At 64.7% G+C, this 19,759-nt stretch carries 16 protein-coding genes and 1 tRNA gene; all 17 read right to left on the bottom strand.

Going from position 1 to position 19,759, the window contains the following annotated elements; genetic code table 11:
• Window positions 1-63: 63 nt before the first annotated feature.
• Window positions 64-2,151, bottom strand: coding sequence for a polyribonucleotide nucleotidyltransferase (gene pnp / locus B0684_RS11100; protein ID WP_018167890.1), 2,088 nt, complete (start codon window positions 2,149-2,151; stop codon window positions 64-66).
• Between the two features lie 122 nt (window positions 2,152-2,273).
• Window positions 2,274-2,543: a 30S ribosomal protein S15 gene (gene rpsO / locus B0684_RS11095; protein ID WP_018146218.1), complete on the bottom strand. Its 270-nt coding sequence runs from the start codon at window positions 2,541-2,543 to the stop codon at window positions 2,274-2,276.
• Window positions 2,544-2,657: 114 nt separating this feature from the next.
• The gene (gene truB, locus B0684_RS11090) at window positions 2,658-3,629 is read right to left on the bottom strand and encodes a tRNA pseudouridine(55) synthase TruB (RefSeq protein ID WP_018167891.1); all 972 of its coding nucleotides are present in this window, start codon (window positions 3,627-3,629) and stop codon (window positions 2,658-2,660) included.
• 31 nt (window positions 3,630-3,660) lie between these two features.
• Window positions 3,661-4,128, bottom strand: coding sequence for a 30S ribosome-binding factor RbfA (gene rbfA / locus B0684_RS11085; RefSeq protein ID WP_018167892.1), 468 nt, complete (start codon window positions 4,126-4,128; stop codon window positions 3,661-3,663).
• Window positions 4,128-6,893 carry a translation initiation factor IF-2 gene (infB, locus tag B0684_RS11080; RefSeq protein WP_018650398.1) on the bottom strand — a complete coding sequence of 922 codons (2,766 nt, stop codon included), beginning with the start codon at window positions 6,891-6,893 and terminating at the stop codon, window positions 4,128-4,130. The genes rbfA and infB overlap by 1 nt, the downstream gene beginning before the upstream one ends.
• Before the next feature lie 64 nt (window positions 6,894-6,957).
• Window positions 6,958-8,451 carry a transcription termination factor NusA gene (nusA, locus tag B0684_RS11075; protein WP_018146222.1) on the bottom strand — a complete coding sequence of 498 codons (1,494 nt, stop codon included), beginning with the start codon at window positions 8,449-8,451 and terminating at the stop codon, window positions 6,958-6,960.
• Window positions 8,452-8,528: 77 nt separating this feature from the next.
• A complete protein-coding gene (rimP, locus tag B0684_RS11070; RefSeq protein WP_018167894.1) occupies window positions 8,529-8,984 on the bottom strand; it encodes a ribosome maturation factor RimP in 456 nt (151 codons plus the stop codon).
• Window positions 8,985-9,181: 197 nt separating this feature from the next.
• Window positions 9,182-9,258: transfer RNA gene (locus B0684_RS11065), tRNA-Met, on the bottom strand.
• Window positions 9,259-9,321: 63 nt separating this feature from the next.
• Window positions 9,322-9,666: a DUF2818 family protein gene (locus B0684_RS11060; RefSeq protein WP_026287928.1), complete on the bottom strand. Its 345-nt coding sequence runs from the start codon at window positions 9,664-9,666 to the stop codon at window positions 9,322-9,324.
• A gap of 3 nt (window positions 9,667-9,669) precedes the next feature.
• On the bottom strand, window positions 9,670-11,118 hold the full coding sequence (gene nuoN, locus B0684_RS11055) for an NADH-quinone oxidoreductase subunit NuoN (RefSeq protein WP_018167896.1): 1,449 nt from the start codon (window positions 11,116-11,118) through the stop codon (window positions 9,670-9,672).
• Window positions 11,119-11,131: 13 nt separating this feature from the next.
• Window positions 11,132-12,646 (bottom strand): NADH-quinone oxidoreductase subunit M, encoded by a 1,515-nt coding sequence (locus B0684_RS11050; RefSeq protein WP_018167897.1) that lies wholly within the window; start codon window positions 12,644-12,646, stop codon window positions 11,132-11,134.
• 52 nt (window positions 12,647-12,698) lie between these two features.
• Entirely contained in the window at window positions 12,699-14,708 is a 2,010-nt protein-coding gene (gene nuoL / locus B0684_RS11045; protein ID WP_018146227.1) for an NADH-quinone oxidoreductase subunit L, read from the bottom strand.
• Between the two features lie 6 nt (window positions 14,709-14,714).
• On the bottom strand, window positions 14,715-15,020 hold the full coding sequence (gene nuoK / locus B0684_RS11040) for an NADH-quinone oxidoreductase subunit NuoK (RefSeq protein WP_018141813.1): 306 nt from the start codon (window positions 15,018-15,020) through the stop codon (window positions 14,715-14,717).
• Between the two features lie 89 nt (window positions 15,021-15,109).
• On the bottom strand, window positions 15,110-15,766 hold the full coding sequence (locus tag B0684_RS11035) for an NADH-quinone oxidoreductase subunit J (protein ID WP_018146228.1): 657 nt from the start codon (window positions 15,764-15,766) through the stop codon (window positions 15,110-15,112).
• A 15-nt stretch (window positions 15,767-15,781) separates the two neighbouring features.
• A complete protein-coding gene (gene nuoI / locus B0684_RS11030; RefSeq protein WP_018146229.1) occupies window positions 15,782-16,270 on the bottom strand; it encodes an NADH-quinone oxidoreductase subunit NuoI in 489 nt (162 codons plus the stop codon).
• Between the two features lie 10 nt (window positions 16,271-16,280).
• Window positions 16,281-17,345 (bottom strand): NADH-quinone oxidoreductase subunit NuoH, encoded by a 1,065-nt coding sequence (gene nuoH, locus B0684_RS11025; protein ID WP_018650399.1) that lies wholly within the window; start codon window positions 17,343-17,345, stop codon window positions 16,281-16,283.
• A gap of 12 nt (window positions 17,346-17,357) precedes the next feature.
• Entirely contained in the window at window positions 17,358-19,757 is a 2,400-nt protein-coding gene (gene nuoG / locus B0684_RS11020) for an NADH-quinone oxidoreductase subunit NuoG (protein ID WP_018176460.1), read from the bottom strand.
• Between the last annotated feature and the right edge of the window lie 2 nt (window positions 19,758-19,759).

Genomic DNA, 19,759 nt, shown 5'->3' with positions numbered 1-19,759 from the left:
GCGTCCCGAATCTGAATGGCCGGACGCCGGGAAAAGCAGCGCCCGTGATCGAAGCGAGTCCGATCAGGACTCGGGTTCGACCGCCTTCATGCTCAGACGGATGCGGCCCTGCTTGTCCACTTCCAGGACCCGCACCGTCACCGAATCCCCTTCCGCGAGGAAATCGCCGACGCTCTCGACACGTTCATCGGAGATCTGCGAGATGTGGACCAGACCGTCACGGCCCGGCAGGATCGAGACGAACGCCCCGAAGTCCATGATCTTCGCCACCTTCCCGGTGTACTGGCGCCCCACCTCGATATCCGCGGTCAGCTCTTCGATACGGCGCTTGGCCTCGAGGCCCGCCGCCTGATCGGTGGAGGCGACCTTCACCGTGCCGTCGTCCTGGATGTCGATGGTCGCGCCGGTCTCTTCGGTCAGTGCGCGAATGGTCGCCCCGCCCTTGCCGATCACGTCGCGGATCTTGTCCGGGTTGATCTTCATGGTGATGAAGCGCGGCGCGTGCGAGGACATCTCGTCACGATGATGCGGCAGTACTTCGTTCATGCATCCGAGGATATGCATGCGGCCCTCACGGGCCTGGGCCAGCGCCCGCTCCATGATCTCGCGGGTGATCCCGTCGATCTTGATGTCCATCTGCAACGCGGTCACGCCGTCGTTGGTGCCGGCCACCTTGAAGTCCATGTCCCCCAGATGGTCCTCGTCGCCGAGGATGTCGGAGAGCACGGCGAAGCGATCGCCTTCCTTGATCAGGCCCATCGCAATACCTGCAACCGGGGCCTTCAGCGGCACGCCGGCATCCATCAGCGCCAGCGAGGTACCGCAGACAGAGGCCATGGAGCTGGACCCGTTGGATTCGGTGATCTCGGAGACCACGCGAAGCACATAGGGGAAGTCCGCCTCGTTCGGCATCACCGCCTGCACGCCACGCTTGGCGAGGCGCCCGTGCCCGATCTCGCGGCGCTTGGGTGTCCCGACAAAGCCGGTTTCGCCGGTGCAGTAAGGCGGAAAGTTGTAGTGCAGCATGAAACGGTCGCGGCGCTCGCCTTCCAGGGCGTCGATGATCTGGGCATCGCGATCGGTGCCGAGGGTGGCCACCACCATTGCCTGCGTCTCGCCCCGGGTAAACACGGCGGAGCCGTGCGCGCGCGGCAGCACGCCCGTATCCACGTGGATCGGGCGCACCGTCTTGGTGTCGCGGCCATCGATGCGCGGGTTGCCGTCGAGGATACGATCACGGACCAGGCGGTACTCCAGGTCGTGGAAGGCCGTCTTCACGTCATCCAGGCTGGGCCCGGACTCGTCTTCACTGACCAGGGCCTCCACGGCCTTGCCGCGCAGTTCGCCAATGCGCTGCGTGCGCGCCTGCTTCTCGGCGATCTGGTACGCCTCCACCAGTTCCTCGCCGACCACCCCCTGGATCTGCTCCTCGAGCGATTCGAGCGACGCTGCCGGCTGCCACTCCCACGCGGGCTTGCCGGCCTCGGCCGCCAGTTCCTTGATCGCCTGGATCGCGGCCTGCATCTGCTCGTGGCCGTACATCACCGCACCCAGCATCACCTCTTCGGAGAGCTGGTTGGCCTCGGATTCGACCATCAGCACGGCGTTCTCGGTACCCGCCACGACAAGATCAAGGTCGGAATCCGCCAGGGCGCTGTAGGTCGGGTTCAGAAGATATTCACCGGCGCGGTAACCGACTCGCGCGGCGCCAATCGGCCCGGCAAAGGGCACGCCGGAGAGCGCCAGCGCGGCCGAGGTCCCGAGCATCGCGGGGATATCGGGATCCACCTCGGGGTTGATCGACATAACCGTCGCGACCACCTGGGTCTCGTTCTTGAAGCCTTCCGGGAACAGCGGACGGATCGGTCGGTCGATCAGGCGGCAAGTCAGGGTTTCCTTCTCGCTCGGGCGCCCCTCGCGCTTGAAGAATCCACCCGGGATCTTGCCGGCCGCGTAGGTGCGCTCCTGGTAGTTCACGGTCAGGGGGAAGAAGTCTCGGCCCGGGTCGGCTTCCTTGCGAGCCACCACGGTGACCAGCACCACGGTCTCGGCCATATTGACGATGACGGCGCCACTGGCCTGACGAGCGATGTCACCGGTTTCGAAGGTGACCGTATGGTTTCCGTACTGGAATGACTTCTTGTATGCCACGTTATTTCCCGTTTCCCGTGTTCTTGCGACTTTGATGCCTGAATTCTCGCTCTCGCGACCCATTGGTGCCGGCCCGAAAGCGAACGGGCCCGCACCAATGGCGCGGGCCCGTCATGCCGGCCTTAGCGGCGCAGCCCAAGCTCCTGAACCAGGGCCTGATAGCGCTCCTGGTCATGACGCTTGAGATAGGTCAGCAACTTGCGGCGCGTGCTGACCATCTTCAACAGGCCGCGGCGCGAGTGATGATCCTGCTTGTGCTTGTCGAAGTGCCCCATCAGATGCTGGATGCGGGCCGTCAGCAGCGCGACCTGGACTTCCGGCGAACCGGTGTCGTTGGGATCGCGCTTGTGCTTCTCGACGATGGCCGATTTTTCTTCGGTGGTGAGCGACATGAAAACCTGACTCCTGAAAAATTTCTAAACCGTTAACCGACCAGTGGCGCTGGCGATAGGCGGGCAATGGTAGCACGACGCACGACGACGTGAACAGAAAGAGACCGGGCACGCTCAGGCCGGCGCGTGCGCCGCCGGCACGAACAAACGGCGCGCCCGGATCTGCCCGTCGGGGTCGCGAACACCGACCGCCAGGAAGCGGCCACCATCATCAAAAATCCGCACCAGGGGCCAGCCAGTATCCCCTTCGTACGGCGCATCCGCCGCCCCTGGGGCCTGCCCGACCACGGCGGTCGGCGCGGCCGGGTTGCCATGGCGCATGGCGGCGCTGGCGGCGGCGTCGAGCGTGACCGACGGCCAGTGCGCCAGCGCCGCCTCCGCCGGTTGCAGCAAGGCCTCGATGGCGGCGACCCCGCCCGCCTCGAAGGCCGCCTCAATGGCATCCAGCGAGACCATCGCGGCGGCGTCGAAGTGGCCGTGCCCGACCCGGTGCAACGTATCCACCGCCGCTCCACAACCGAGCGCATGCCCGATGTCGGCAACCAGCGAACGGATATAGGTCCCCTTGGAGCAATGCACCGTCAAACGCAGGCCGTCCGCCGCGATCTGCTCGATCTCCAGGGAATGTATCTGCACCGGACGCGGGGGGCGATCCACCTCCACACCCTGACGCGCGAGCTCATACAGGCGCTTGCCCTGATGCTTTAGGGCCGAGACCATTGGCGGGACTTGCGCCTGGTCGCCACTGAACCGCCGCTCCAGCTCGCGCAGGGTGGCCGGCTCGATGGGCGGCACCGCCGCCTCGCGGATCACTGCGCCATCGAGGTCCGCGCTGTCCGTCTCAACCCCCAGGCGCGCCTCGGCGACATAGCGCTTGTCCGCATCCAGCAGCCAGCCAGAGACCTTGGTGGCCTGCCCGAAGCACAACGGCAAAAGGCCCGTCGCCCGCGGGTCCAGTGCCCCGGTATGACCGGCCTTCTTCGCCTGCAACAGATACTTGACCCGGCCCAGCGCCTGGTTGGAGCTGCGCCCCCGCGGCTTGTCCAGCAACAGGATGCCGTCGACCTCGCGCCGCTTGCTCGCCATGGATGAAACGCCCGGCCGAAAACGCCCGGGCTCAGGCCCCGCGTTCCGGTCCCTCGTCCGGATCGCGTCGCTCGTCGGAGCCACCGTCATCTGCCGCGCCGTCCCCATCCGGGGCCTCGGGATCGTCCGCATGATGCGCCCGATCCTCGGCCAGCGCCTGGTTGATCAGTGACGACAGGTGCGCACCGCGCTCCGGCGTATCGTCATAGATGAAGCGCAGTTGCGGCACCGAGCGCAGACGCATGCGCTGCCCCAGGGCCCGACGCAGAAAACCGGCGGCGCTGTTCAAGCCCTTCTGCGCCTCCTGACCCTTCTCGGCCCCGCCGAGCTGGGTGAAATACACTCGGGCATACGCCAGATCGCGCGACACCTCGACCCCGGCCAGCGTGATCATGCCGACCCGCGGGTCCTTGACCTCCATGCGGATGAGCTCGGCCAGCTCGCGCTGGATCTGCTCCCCGACACGGTCGGAACGATGGAAGTCGCGGTTACCGGGCATCAGAGCGTCCGGGCCACCTCGACGCGCTGGAAGACCTCGATCTGGTCACCCGCCTTCACGTCGTTGTAGTTCTTCACCGCGATACCACATTCGGTACCGGCCTTGACCTCGTTCACATCGTCCTTGAAGCGACGCAGGCTCTCCAGCTCGCCCTCGTAGATTACGACGTTGTCGCGCAGCACGCGGATCGGGTTGCCCCGCTTGACCGCGCCCTCCATCACCAGACAGCCGGCCACCTGACCAAAGCCCGAGGCCTTGAACACGTCGCGCACCTGCGCCAGGCCGACGATCTCTTCGCGGATCTCGGCCGACAGCAGACCGGACAGCGCCTGCTTCACGTCGTCGATCGCCTCGTAGATCACCGAGTAGTAGCGCACGTCGATCTCGTTCTCCGCCGCGAGGCGCTTCGCGCCCGCATCGGCACGCACGTTGAACGCGATCACGATCGCCTCGGAGGCCATCGCCAGGTTCATGTCGGACTCGGAGATCCCGCCCACCCCGGCGGAGACCACCTTCACGCGGACCTCGTCGGTGGACAGCTTGATCAGCGACTCGCGCAGGGCCTCGGCCGAGCCCTGCACATCCGCCTTGATCAGGATGTTCACGGTCGCGATCTGGCCGTCCTGCATCTGGTTGAAGATGTTCTCCAGCTTCGACGCCTGTTGCGCGGCCAGCTTGCGCTCGCGCTGCTTGGTGTCGCGATGTTCTGCGACCTCGCGGGCCGTCTTGTCATCGGCCACCACCAACACCTCGTCGCCAGCGTCCGGCACCCCGGACAGGCCCAGGACCTCGACCGGCATCGACGGGCCGACTTCCTTCACGGCCACACCAGTGTCGTCGAACATCGCCCGCACGCGGCCGTATTCCTTGCCCGAGAGCACGATGTCGCCGTGCTTGAGCTTGCCGGACTGGACCAGAATGGTCGCCACCGGACCGCGGCCTTTCTCCAGGCGCGATTCGATGACCACACCACGCGCCGGACCCTCGTCCGGGGCCTTCAGCTCCATCACCTCGGCCTGCAGCCCCAGGGACTCCAGCAGATCGTCGATCCCCTGGCCGGTATGGGCGGAGACCTGAATGAACTGGGTATCGCCGCCCCAGGACTCGGGGATGACCTCGTGCTGGGCCAGTTCGTTCATGACCCGATCCGGTTCGGCCTCGGGCTTGTCGACCTTGTTGACCGCCACGACCATCGGCACGCCCGCAGCCTTCGCATGCTGGATCGCCTCGATGGTCTGCGGCATCACGCCGTCATCCGCCGCAACCACCAGGATCACAATGTCGGTGGATTGGGCGCCGCGGGCACGCATTGCGGTAAACGCGGCATGCCCCGGGGTATCCAGGAAGGTCACGCCATCGTGGTTGTTCTTCACGTGGTAGGCGCCGATGTGCTGGGTAATCCCGCCTGCCTCGCCAGAGGCGACCTTCTCCTTGCGGATATAGTCCAGCAGCGAGGTCTTCCCGTGGTCGACGTGACCCATCACGGTCACCACCGGCGGCCGCGGACGGGCCTCGGCATTCTGCTCGAGACCGGTATCGATCTCGTCCTCGACCGAGGTTTCCTTCGCGGCGATCGGGTTATGCCCCATCTCCTCGACCACCAGCATCGCGGTGTCCTGATCAATCGACTGATTGATGGTCGCCATCACGCCCATGCCCATCAGGGCCTTGATCAGCTGCGGCGCCTTGATCGCCATCGCCTGGGCCAAGTCGGCCACGGTAATGGTTTCCGGCACCTCGACATCCCGCACCACCGGCGCGGTCGGCTTGGCAAAGCCGTGCTTGCTGGTCACGGCCTGAGCCGCTGCGGACTGGGCCTTGCGGCTCTCGCCCTTCTTGCGGCGACCGCGGCGGTCCCCGGCGACATGCAGTTCCTTGCGCTCGTCTTTGCGACCACCCTTGCGGGCGCCCTTGCCGGCCTTGGCATCGGCTGCCGGGGCAGCAGCCGCCGGAGCGGCCTGCCGGGCTGCGGCTTCGCGCTCCAACCGTGTCTGTTCTTCCTTCTCGCGCTTGGCCTCCTGGGCCTCGAGCTCTTTCGCCCGACGCTTCTGGCGTTCTTCGCGTTCAACGGCTTCCTGCTTGCGCGCGTCGGACGCCTTGCGCTGGGCTTCGCGCTCGGCCTCCACCTGCAGCGCCAGCTGCTCGGTACGGCTAAGCGGACGTTTCGGCTTCTCGGGCACGGGCTCCGGTTCGGCAGCGGGCTCCTCGACTGGGGCCTCTTCGGCCAGCTCGGGTTCCGGCTCGGCCGGGGTCTCGACGACCGGCTCTTCGGCCTTGGGCTCCTCGACCGGCACCTCTTCGGCGACCGAGGTCTCGTCCTCGACCGGGGCCTCGGGGGCCGCTTCTTCCGCCGGGCCGGCGGCACGGATTTCTTCCGGGGCCTCGGGCGCCGGGGCCTGTTGCTCCTCGGCTACCGGCGGCTCTTCCACCGGGGCCTCGGGCTGTGCCTCGGCGGGCTTGGGCTTCAGGGTCCGCTTCTTGCGCACCTCGACGTTAACCGTCTTGGAGCGCCCCTGGCCGGAGCTGACCTTGAGGGTCTGCGCCTGGGTCCGGCGCTTCAGGGTCACGCGCCCTGCGTCGCCCTCGCCATGCGCCTGACGGAGGTGATCGAGCAGCTTGCGCTTTTCGGCATCGGTGATCGCCGCTTCCGGACCATCGACCTCGACGCCCGCCTCCTTGAGCTGAACCATGAGGCGGTCAACCGGTGTTCCCACCGATTCCGCGAATTGCTGCACTGTCATTTGCGCCATGGCGCCTACCTCCATTCCAGATTCTTTTCAGGCCAACCGACAGCCTGTGATACGCGTCCGCGAGACGAGCGACCGGGGCTTACTCCCCGGTTTCGAACCACGGGGCGCGCGCCGTCATAATCAGCGCCGACGCCTCTTCCGTATCCAGGCCGGTCATCTCGACCACGTCGTCGGATGCCTGCTCCGCCAGGTCCTCCATGGTGCACACGCCATGTGACGCCAGCTTGTTCGCCAGCGCCGGGCTCATGCCTTCCATGCCGAGGAGATCCTCCGCGGGCTGATAGCCATCGCCACCCTCGGCCGCGATGGCCTTGGTCAGGAGCGCGTCGCTCGCACGATTGCGCAGCTCCTCGACCATGGCCTCGTCGAACTCCTCGATCGCCAGCAGTTCTGCCTCTTCCACATAGGCCACTTCGTCCAGGGTCGTAAAGCCTTCCTGAACCAGGATGCTGGCAACTTCCTCGTCGACATCCAGGGCCTCCATGAAGAACGCGACCAACTGCTGGGCCTCGGCGTCGCTCTTTTCGGCCGCCTGTTCCTCGGTCATCACGTTCAGTTCCCAGCCGGTCAGCTGGGAGGCCAGGCGGATGTTCTGGCCGCCACGGCCGATGGCCAGCGACAGCTTGTCTTCCTCGACCGCGATATCCATCGACTGCTTGTCCTCGTCGACCACGATCGACAGGACCTCCGCCGGCGACATCGCATTGATCACGAACTGAGCCGGATTCTCGTCCCAGACAATGATGTCGATGCGCTCGCCGGCCAGCTCGTTGGACACCGACTGCACACGCGAGCCGCGCATGCCGACGCAGGCGCCGACCGGATCCAGACGCGGGTCGTTGGAGCGCACCGCAATCTTGGCACGCATACCCGGGTCACGGGCCGCGCCCATGATGTCGATAATGTTCTGGCCGACCTCGGGCACCTCGAGCTTGAACAGCTCCATCAGGAACTCCGGCGCGGTGCGGCTGAGGATCAACTGCGGGCCACGGGCCTCGGGGCGGATCTCCTTGAGATAGCCGCGCAGCCGGTCATTGGTACGCACGGTCTCGCGCGGGATCATGTGTTCGCGCGGGATCAGGGCCTCGGCGTTGCTCCCGAGGTCCACATAGGTGCCATTGCGATCCGTACGCTTGACGATCCCCATGACCAGCGTGCCAACGCGATCCTGGTACTCCGCGACGACCTTGGCTCGCTCGGCTTCGCGTACTTTCTGCACGATGACCTGCTTCGCGGCCTGGGCCGCAATGCGACCGAAGTCCACGGCCTCGACCGGCTCCTCGATCACGTCGCCGACCTGGGCATCCGGATTCTTCTGCTGGGCATAGGACAGCAGCGTCTGGTATTCCGGGGATTCGAACTCGGGGTCCTCGTCGTCCACCACGGTCCAGCGCCGGAAGGCCTCGTAATCACCCTCCTCGCGGTCGATGCTCACGCGCACGTCCATCTTGCCGCCGTGGTACTTGCGGGTCGCCATCGCCAGGGCCGATTCCAGGGCTTCGAAGATGATGTCCTTCTCCACTCCCTTCTCGTTCGCCACGGCATCAGCGACCAGCAGGATCTCCTTGTTCATGTCTTGCCTCTCCGCACTCGGCAGTTGCCTGCCGATTCAACAAAAAGCGTAGCAGCGCCCTGGACTACAGCTATTTTTTATAGCTGCTCAAGGACACGCGCGTTGTGGATCGCGGCCAGCGGCAGCTCGTAGGCCATGCCGTCCACTTCCACCTCGATCATCGGATCTTCCACCGACAGCAGTACGCCACGGAAATTGCGGCGGTCATGCTCCGGCCATGCCAGACGCACCTTCACCGGATGACCGATGTAGGTCCGGAACTGCTCGGGGGTAAACAGAGGGCGTTCGATACCGGGGCTGGACACCTCCAGGGTGTAGTTCCCCTTCAGAGCCTCCTCGACCTCGATGACCGCACCGGCCTGATCGCTGACGCGCGCGCAATCGTCCACCGTGACGCCATTCTCGCCATCGATATAGATCCGCACGACAGGCGGCGTGGAACCGGAGTGATACTCCAGCCCCCACAGCTGCATGCCTTCCCCCTCGACAACCGGGGTCAGCAGTGTTTTCAGTTGTTCAGCCTTCTGCGACAAGGGCGTCTCGATCGACTCCGTCCCTTTGGCGGGACCCGGAAACAAAAAAAGGGCGCCGAACGCCCCTCGTACACCTCTCCAGATGACAGCAACACCTTGGGTGCTGCGAGGCGCGCGGGAGCGCGGCCCAAGGGCGATTCACCACACCGGGCGAAGACCCTTAACAAAAAGGCCCCGTACGGGGCCTCTCTGACAATTGGTAGCGGGGGCAGGATTTGAACCTGCGACCTTCGGGTTATGAGCCCGACGAGCTGCCAGACTGCTCCACCCCGCATCCGAGACGCAGAACTATACCAAAGCGGCGACCCGCCCCGCAAGGGCTGTCGCCGATTATTTACTACCGTGCCCGGCGCTGGCCAGCCCGCAGGTGTGGACGCAGGTCGTAGCGCCAGATGTATCCGGGCAGGGCAAACATCGCGAACAGCGACAGGGTGATCACGTAGAACTCCCAACCCTGCGGATGGATACCGCCGGTCGCCTGGAACTCCAGCCCCTTCCCGATGGCGCCGATCACGATATACAGCACCAGCCATTCGCCAATGCGGGTCCACGGCCCCTTGATGCCACTCTCCGGCACCACCATCAGGCCGATACGATCACTGAGCCAGGGCAGGTTGGCGCTGATAAACGCCACCACCACAAACCCCCAGACTAGAACATCAAACGGAATCCACTGTGTCACGAGTTACCCGATAATTGCGTAGTGGGTTAAAGACAGCAGCAGACCCGGGAAAATTCCCAACAGCAGCACCGCAAGCCCATTAATGCTAAGCGCAGCGGCCAGCGCACCGGACGGCTGGACCGGCTCCTCGGCACCTTCCTGGGGGTCGTCGAAGAACATCATCTTGACCACACGCAGGTAGTAGAAGGCGCCAATGATCGAGAAGATCACCGCGACGATCGCCAGCCAGACCAGTTCCGCGCCCACGGCGGCCTGGATCACCGCCAGCTTGGCGTAGAAGCCGACGGTCGGCGGTACACCGGCCATGGAGAACAACAGGAGCAGCATGATGAACGCAAACCAGGGGTTGCGCTTGGCGAGCCCCTTGAAATCATCGATCTGGTCCGCTTCGTACCCCTTGCGCGACAGGAACACGATCATCCCGAAACCACCGGCGGCCGTGATCGCGTAGACGATCACGTAGAACATGGCCGAGGCGTACCCGCTGTCGGTGCCCGCCAAGATCCCCATGAACAGGAACCCGATATGGGCAATCGTCGAATAGGCCAGCATGCGCTTGATGCTGGTCTGGGCGATCGCGATCACGTTGCCCACTGCGAGCGACAGGACCGCGAGGATAATCAGCATGCCCTGCCAGTCAGCGTGCAGTGGCCCCATGCCTTCCACCAGCAGCCGCATCAGGAAGGCGAAAGCCGCAATCTTCGGCGCCGTGGCGATGAACAGCGTGACCGCCGTGGGCGCGCCGTCGTAGACGTCCGGCACCCACATGTGGAACGGGACTGCCCCCAGCTTGAACGCGATGGCGACCACCAGGAACACCAGGCCGAAGACCAGCGGGACGTTCATGCTCTCGTCCGCAGCCACCAATTCGGCGGCGATCACGGCAATATCCAGCGAACCGGTCATGCCATAGATCATGGACATGCCGTAGAGCAGCAAACCAGATGCCAGCGCACCCAGCACGAAGTACTTCATGGCCGCCTCGGTGGCGCGCGAGTTGTCGCGCCAGAACGCGACCAGCGCGTAGGACGACAGCGACAGCAACTCCAGGCCCAGGTACAGGGTCAGCAGGTTGTGCCCCGAGATCATGATCATCATGCCGAGCACCGCGAACAGGCCCAGCACGTAGAACTCGCCCTTGTGGATACCGCGCTCCATCAGGTACGGACGGGCATACAGGAAGACCAGGAAGCTGGTCACGTACACCGCCACCTTCAGGATGTCGGCCATCGGGTCCTTCACGAAGGTATCCGAGAAGGTCAGGACCGTCTCCGGCCCCATCATCCACAGTGTCAGACCCGCCGCCGCGACCAGGGTCGCCTGCACCAGGCCGTAGGTGACATCACGCCGCGAATCCGGCAGGAACGCGTCGATCACCAGGATCAGGCACGCCATCCCGAGCACGAACATCTCGGGCACGGCGGGGAGGAAATTGGGGATCTCGAAATTCATGTCAGGCGCCCCTTCAGAGCTTCGACTGCGCGATATGCGCCACGAGGTGGTCGATGGTCGCGTTCATCACATCCAGCAGCGGGGCCGGCCATACGCCCAGAAGCAGCGTGAAGAAGGCCAGCACGCCCATCAGGAAGAACTCGCGGCGATTCATGTCGGAAAGACCGGCCACGTTCTCGTTGGCCACCGCGCCGAAGATCACGCGCTTGACCAGCCACAGGGTGTAGCCAGCGGCCAGGATCAGGGTGGTCGCGGCGAGGAACGCGATCCAGAAATCCGCCTTGAACGCGGCCAGGATGACCATGAACTCGCCGACGAATCCGGACGTGCCCGGCAGGCCAGTGTTGGCCATGGCGAACAGCACGAAGAACGCGGCGAACCACGGCATGGTGTTCACCACACCGCCGTAGTCGGCGATCTGCCGGCTGTGCAGGCGGTCGTACAGCACCCCCACCGCGAGGAACATCGCCGCCGAGATGAAGCCGTGCGAGATCATCTGCACCATGCCGCCGGCGATACCCAGCGAGGCGCCTTCCCAGTCACCGGTGTTGGAGTAGATGTAGAAGGCCAGGAAGAAGCCCAGGGTCACGAAGCCCATGTGCGCGATCGACGAATACGCGATCAGCTTCTTCATGTCGCTCTGGATCAGCGCCACCAGGCCGATGTAGACGATGGCGATCAGCGACAGCACGATCATCATGGTGTCGAGCACGGCGCTGGCATCCGGGGTGATCGGCAGCGAGAAGCGCAGGAAGCCATAGCCCCCGATCTTCAGCATGATCGCGGCCAGGATCACCGAGCCGCCAGTGGGCGCTTCCACGTGGGCATCCGGCAGCCAGGTATGCACCGGGAACATCGGGATCTTCACCGCGAACGCCATGAAGAACGCGAGGAAGATCAGGATCTGCGCGGTCAGGCCGATCTGCAGGGCATGGAAATCCTGGATCAGGAAGCTGCCGGACTGGATGTACATCCAGATCAGCGCGACCAGCATGAACACCGAACCGAGAAAGGTGTAGAGGAAGAACTTGAGGGTGGCGTAGACACGTCGCGGACCGCCCCAGATCCCGATCACCAGGAACATCGGGATCAGCATCGCCTCGAAGAACACGTAGAACAGCACCGCATCCATCGATGCGAACATGCCGATCATCAGGCCTTCCATCACCAGCATCGCGGCCATGTAGTAGGCGATGCGGTCCTTCACCGATTCCCACGCGGCAACCACGACGACCACGGTGATCAGCGTGGTCAGCAGGATCAGCGGCATGGAGATGCCGTCCACACCCAGGTGGTAGTTCACGTTGAACGCCGGGATCCAGGAGGCCAGCTCCTGGAACTGCATCTCGGCGGTCCCCCGCTCGAACACGAACCAGAGCGGCAGGCTGACGACAAAGGTCGCTACGGCCACCGCGAGCCCGAGCCGACGCGCCACATGGGGCGCGTCGCGCCCGGCGGCGAGCACCAGGAAGCCACCGAGAATCGGCAGCCAGATCAACAGACTCAAGATAGGCCAGTCAGCAAACATGGTCGTTCCTTGAAACAGCGATGGGCTTCGAGCGCATGGGTGTCGAAGCCGCTCAGATCACGAAGGCGAACATCAGGACCAGCAGGCCGATGATCATCACGAACGCGTAGTGGTAGAGGAAGCCGGACTGCATGTGGCGGACACGCGACGAGATCCAGCCGATCGAGCGCGCCGTGCCATTGACCAGCAAGCCGTCGATGATCAGCGCGTCACCATAGCGCCACAGCGCCCGCCCGAGACGCACCGACCCGCCGGCAAAGAACCAGTCGTTGAAGCGGTCGAAGCCGTACTTGTCCTCGAGGATGCGCACCCCGAGCTTCAGGCGCTCGGCGATCAACGCCGGCAGTTCCGGGCGCTTCATGTACAGGTACCAGGCGGTCGCCAGGCCGGCCATTGCCAGCCAGAACGCCGGCAGCATCAGACCGTGCAGTACAAAGCCGATGACCCCGGTGTAGGTCTCGCCCTTGGTCGCCAGCACATCCTGCTCCGGCAACACGAACAGGCTGTTGGCGAAGAAGTCGCCAAACAACATCGGACCGATGAAGTAGCCAGCCACGACCGACGGGATCGCCAGCAGGATCAGCGGCACGGTCACCACCCACGGCGACTCCTTCGGCTGCAACGGACCGTGGTGGTGGTCATCGCCATGCTCATCGTCGTGTTCGTCGCCGTGGTCCGGCATGTACTTGTGTGCCTGGTCATAGCGCTCCTCGCCATGGAACACCATGAAGAACATGCGGAAGGTGTATAGCGCGGTGACGAACACCCCGGCCAGCACCAGCCAGTAGGCGAACGTGGCCCCTGGGGTTTCGGAATAGCCCACCGCCTCGATGATCGCGTCCTTGGAGAAGAACCCGGAAAAGAACGGGAAGCCGATCAACGCCAGGGACCCGATGAGCGCCGTCACGTAGGTGATCGGCATGTACCGACGCAGGCCGCCCATCGCGCGCATGTCCTGCAGGTGGTGCATGGCGATGATCACCGAGCCGGCAGCCAGGAACAGCAGCGCCTTGAAGAAGGCGTGGGTCATCAGGTGGAACAGCCCCGCGGCGTACGCCGACGCACCCAGAGCCACGGTCATGTAACCCAGCTGGGACAGCGTCGAGTACGCGACCACGCGCTTGATGTCGTTCTGCACCAGCCCGATCAGGCCCATGAAGAACGCAGTGATCGCGCCGATGATGAGAATGAACGACAGCGCCGCGACCGAGAACTCGTACAGCGGCGACATGCGCGCGACCATGAAGATGCCCGCGGTCACCATGGTGGCCGCGTGGATCAGCGCGGAGATCGGCGTCGGGCCTTCCATGGAGTCCGGCAGCCAGACGTGCAGCGGCACCTGGGCGGATTTCCCCATCGCACCGATGAACAGGAAGATCAGCGCCAGGTCCAGCAGGCCGAAGGTCCAGCCCGGCCAGATGGTGATCGTGGCCTCGCTCATCGCCTGGCCTTCGGCGAACACCTCGGTGTAGTTCAGGCTGCCGGTATAGAACACCAGCGCGGCGATGCCGATCAGGAAACCGAAGTCCCCGACGCGGTTCACGATGAACGCCTTCATGTTCGCGTAGGTCGCGGTCGGGCGCTTGTACCAGAAGCCAATCAGCAGATAGGAGACCAGCCCCACGGCCTCCCAGCCGAAGAACAGCTGCATGAAGTTGTTCGCCATCACCAGCATCAGCATGGAGAAGGTGAACAACGAGATGTACGCAAAGAAGCGCTGATAGCCTGGATCGTCCTTCATGTACCCGATGGTGTAGATGTGCACCATCAGGGAGACGAAGGTGACCACGAGCATCATCATGGCGGTCAGGTTGTCGACCAGGAACCCGACTTCGAACTGGATGCCGTCCGACACCAGCCAGGTGTAGAGGGTCTCGTTGTAGACCCCGGCATCCCCGAAGACATGCGCCCAGAAGACCACCACAGACAGGATGAACGACACCGCCACCCCCAGGATGGTGACGGTGTGCGCCCCGGCACGGCCAATCTGGCGACCGAACAGGCCGGCGGCGATCGCGCCGAACAGTGGCGCCAGAACAATGAGCAGATAGATCGTATCCATGGCCGTTTATCCCTTCATTGCATCCATGTCCTGGACGTTGATGGTTCCGCGATTACGGAACAGCAACACCAGGATGGCGAGGCCGATGGCCGCCTCGGCCGCGGCGACGGTCAGGATGAAGAACACGAACACCTGGCCCGCGAGGTCCTGCAGGAAGAACGAGAAGGCAATGAAGTTGATGTTCACCGCGAGCATCATCAGCTCGATGCACATCAACAGCACGATCACGTTTTTCCGGTTCAGGAAGATCCCGGCCACGCTAATGGAAAACAAAAGCGCGGCCAGCACCAAGTAGTGCTCTAGCGTAATCATGTTCTAGCCCTGAGTTCTTTCGGGGACGTTGCCCGCCCCCGGTGTCCGGGTCCCGGCGCGCGGCCGGGATGCCTGTGTACTCGGTGTGCCTACTTCGAGCCGTCGTCCCTGCCCGGGGCGTTCGCCCCGGACCCCTGCGCACCCCGGCGCGGGGCTTCTTTCTTCTCCGACGGCATGGCGACCATGCGCACCCGCCCTTCGCGGGAGACCGCCATCTGCTTGCCCGGGTCGATCGACTTGTTGTCCGGCCGCTTGCGCATGGTCAGCGAGATCGCGGCGATGATCGCGACCAGCAGGATGACCGCGGCGATCTCGAACGGATAGACGTACTCGGTGTACAAGATCGCGCCCAGGGCCTCGGTGTTGGCGTACTCGGGGCCGGCGCGCTCGGGGGCGTCCATGGTGATGTAGCGGGTAATCACCAGCACCAGCACAGTGGCCATGGCCAGCGCGACCACGATCCCCGCCGGCAGATACTCGGCGAAGCCCTCGCGCAGTTTGGCGAGGTTGATGTCCAGCATCATCACCACGAACAGGAACAGCACCATGACCGCGCCGACGTACACCAGCACCAGGACGATGCCCAGGAACTCGGCCTCCGCCATGACCCACAATGCCGCGGCGGCAACAAAGCAAAGCACCAGGAACAGCGCCGCATGCACCGGGTTGCGCACGCTGATCATCGCCAGCGCACCTCCCAGCAGGATCGCACCGAACAGGTAGAAAAGGACAAGCTCGAAGGTCATGAGGCGTTCCCTGCGTTACCGGTAGGGGGCGTCGACCGCGCGGGCCTGCGCGATCTCTTTCTCGAAGCGGTCACCAATGGCCAGGAGCTTGTCCTTGGTCATGATCTGCTCGCCCCGGTTCTCGAAGTGGTACTCGAACAGGTGCGTCTCGACGATGGAATCCACCGGACAGGCCTCTTCGCAGAAGCCGCAGAAGATGCACTTGAACAGGTCAATGTCGTAGCGCGTGGTCCGCCGCGTGCCGTCGTCGCGCTCCTCGGAGTCGATGGTGATCGCCAGCGCCGGGCACACCGCCTCGCACAGCTTGCAGGCGATGCAGCGCTCTTCGCCGTTGGGATAACGGCGCAGGGCGTGCAGTCCGCGGAAGCGCGGCGACATCGGCGTCTTCTCGTCCGGGTATTGCACGGTGAACTTGCGGCTCAACAGGTAACGCCCGGTCAGGCGCAGCCCCAGCAGCAGCTCGAAGAACAGGAAACTCTTGAAGAAACGGCGCACGGCTTTCATCACGATCTCCTCAGGCGAACCACGGGCCGACGTTGAACGCGACCAGCACGCCCTCGACAAACAGCCAGACGATGGTCACCGGGATCAGGACCTTCCAGCCCAGGCGCATGATCTGGTCATAGCGATAGCGCGGGAAGGTGGCGCGGAACCACAGGAAGGCGAACAGGAACACCGCCGTCTTGAACAGGAACCAGTGAATCCCGTGATCCAGCAGTGCCCCGATCACCGGCCAGTCGAACACGGCGGCCGGCAGGATGCCCTGGAACGGCGACAGCCACCCCCCCAGGAACAGGATCGCGGTCAGCGCCGAGATCAGGATCATGTTGGCGTATTCGGCCAGGAAGAACACCGCGAACGCCATGCCGGAGTATTCCACATGGAACCCGGCCACGATCTCGGACTCGCCCTCCGCGACGTCGAAGGGCGCACGGTTGGTCTCCGCGATCCCGGAGATGAAGTACACGAAGAACATCGGCAGCAACGGCAGCAGGAACCAGTGGTACACGCTCCCGGACTGCGCCTCGATAATCCCGCCCACGTTCAGGGTGCCGGCAGCCATCAGCACGCCCACCAGGGCAAAGCCCATCGCGATCTCGTAGGAGACCAGTTGCGCGGCCGAGCGCAGCGAGCCCAGCAGCGCGTACTTCGAGTTCGAGGCCCAGCCCGCGATAATAATGCCGTACACACCGAGGGAGGTCAGGGCCAGCAGATACAGCAGGCCGGCGTTCACGTCCGCCAGGGCCCCGCCGTCGAAAAACGGAACCACCGCCCAGGCCGCCAAAGCCGGCGCAATCGTAAGCACCGGGGCGCTGAGGAACAGGAAGCGATTAGCGTTGGTCGGGAGGATGACCTCCTTGGTCAACAGCTTCAGGGCGTCCGCGATCGGCTGCAACCAGCCGCGCGGGCCCACCCGGTTCGGGCCGATGCGCACGTGGGCGTAACCGATGACCTTGCGTTCGGCGAAGGTCGTGTAGGCCACGGCCAGCATCAGCGGAATCACGATCAGCTGAATGCCGATCAGGATCTGCATGACCGTCGGAAGGCTGTAGAAGAGGTTCATCATCCAGTCGAACATGTCTTAAGTCCCTCAGGCCCGCGCCAGCGTGACCGTGGTGTTCGGCAGGCCGAGGGCCCCCATGGCCGCGGAACCCGCAAAGGTCACGGCCAGACCCGGCGGCACCGAATCGTCCAGCAACAGGGTCAATTCCGTTTCGGCCTTGCCCTGACGCAGTCGCACGCGGCTGCCATGGGCGTGCTCGCCGGCAGACTCGGGATGCACCAGCACGCTCTCGGCCAGCAGCCCTTCGGGGCTGGTCTGCAGCGGCTCGGCACGGCGCACCAGCGGATCGCCGCTGTAGAGTGCGGCCGCCTGCACACGGTACAGCCCGTCGCCCGCGCCGGCCTCGGGCACCTCCACCTGCACCTTGTTGAGGTTGACACCGGTATCGAAGCTGGCTTCCGCCAGCTGGCCCTTCAGCTCGTCCCGCACTGCGGGCGAATCCAGGTAATCGAAGCCGCTCTGGTCGAGCAGATTGCCCAGCACGCGCCAGACCTTCCAGCCCGGCCGGGCGTCATCCGGGGCGCGCGAGGCGGCGCGGAAACTCTGCCAGCGGCCCTCGGCGTTCACGAAGGTCCCGGATTGCTCAAAGCTTGTGGCGATCGGCAGCAGCACATCCGCCACAGCCTCCAGTTCAGGCGTGGCGAAGCTGTTCAGGGCCACCACCAGACCGGCACGCTCCAGGGCTGCCTGGAAGGCCGCCGGATCGACCCCATCGCGGCCCGGCTCCAGCCCGGCGATCACGAATGCATCGCGTCCCTGCTCGATCATCTCAGCGGCATTCGTACCGGCGACATCCAGCTCCGCCCCACCCGGGCCACGATGCGGCAGGACGCCAGCCAGCCAGGCACCCGCGGCATTCCCGCCCTGCGGCAGGTAGCCAAGGCTGGCACCGGTATGTTTGGCGATCCAGCCTGCAAGGGCCCGCAACGTGGCAAAGGCTGGCCCGTTGATTGCAGCGGCGCCCAGCAGCACATGGCCCCGCTTCCCGTCCAGCAGCGCACGGGCTGCGCGTTCGAAGGCTTCCCGCGTCTCGCCGTCGTCTGTCGCGGCCGCCTTGACGATCTTTTCCAGCTTTTTCGGCAGCGACTTGCCGGCCGCGGCGAGCTGCCCGGCGATTCCGGCGAGCGCCAGGACCTGGTCATGCTCGTCGCCGACCAGCTGGGCCTGAACCGGATAGGTCAGGTCCAGCAGCATGTCGTTGATCAGGCTCACATGTGCACCGCGCGAGGCCGCCTTGCGCAGGCGGTGTGCCAGCAACGGCTGCTCGCGGCGCGGGTTGCTGCCCACCAGCAGAACGGCATCCGCGTTTTCGAGCTCGCCAATCGCGACCCCCAGATACGGGAACAGCGGAGCCGCCGCCTCGTCACGGAAATCGCGCTGATTCACGCGGTGATCGATGTCGGTGACACCCATGCCCCGCAGCACTTTTTGCGCCAGGTAGTGTTCCTCCAGCGAGAGTGCAGGCGAGAGCAACGCGCCCACGCGCGCCGGGGCCACTTCCTTCAGGCCCTCGACGGCGTAGCTCAATGCGGTCTCCCAGGAGACCTCCTGCCACTGGCCGTCGACCTTGATCCGTGGGCGGGTCAGTCGATCCTCCGCATACAGACCGGTGTAGCTGAAGCGATCGCGGTCGGAGATCCAGGTCTCGTTGACCGCGTCGTTCTCGCGCGGGACGACCCGCATCGCACGGCCGTCGTCGGTATGCAGGAACAGATTGGAGCCGACCGCATCATGCGGGGCAATCGTCGCCGCCTGCGCGTATTCCCAGGCACGCGCGCTGTAGCGCGACGGCTTGGCGGTCAGCGCCCCAACCGGACACAGGTCGATCACGTTGCCGGAGAGCTCGTGGGCCACGGTCTTCTCGACGTAGGTGCCGATGCGCATGTGCTCGCCGCGTCCGGTCGCGCCCAGCTCGCGCACCCCGGCGATCTCCTCGCCGAAGCGCACACAACGAGTGCAGTGGATGCAGCGGGTCATCTCGGTCTCGATCAGCGGACCGATGTCCTTGTCCTTCACCACGCGCTTGGCTTCGGTATAGGTGGACACGCTCTCGCCGTAGCCCATGGCCACGTCCTGCAGCTCGCACTCGCCGCCCTGGTCACAGATCGGGCAGTCCAGCGGATGGTTGATCAGCAGGAACTCCATGGTCCCCTTCTGCGCGCGTAGCGCCAGCGGGGACTGGGTGTACACCTTCATGCCGTCCATCACCGGCGTGGCGCAGGCCGGCAGCGGCTTGGGTGCCTTTTCCACCTCGACCAGACACATACGGCAGTTGGCCGCCACCGACAGCTTCTTGTGGTAGCAGAACCGCGGAATGCGGATATCGGCATCATCGGCGACATCGATGAGCATGGCGCCCTTGGGCGCCTCCACCGTACGGCCGTCAATCTCGATGCTGACCAGATCTTGTTTCTGATCCTGACTCATGC

The organism is Thioalkalivibrio versutus, from assembly GCF_001999325.1.
Taxonomy (GTDB): domain Bacteria; phylum Pseudomonadota; class Gammaproteobacteria; order Ectothiorhodospirales; family Ectothiorhodospiraceae; genus Thioalkalivibrio; species Thioalkalivibrio versutus.
Note: the sequence above shows the minus strand (reverse complement) of the source record. Positions and strands in the feature narration are given on the sequence as shown.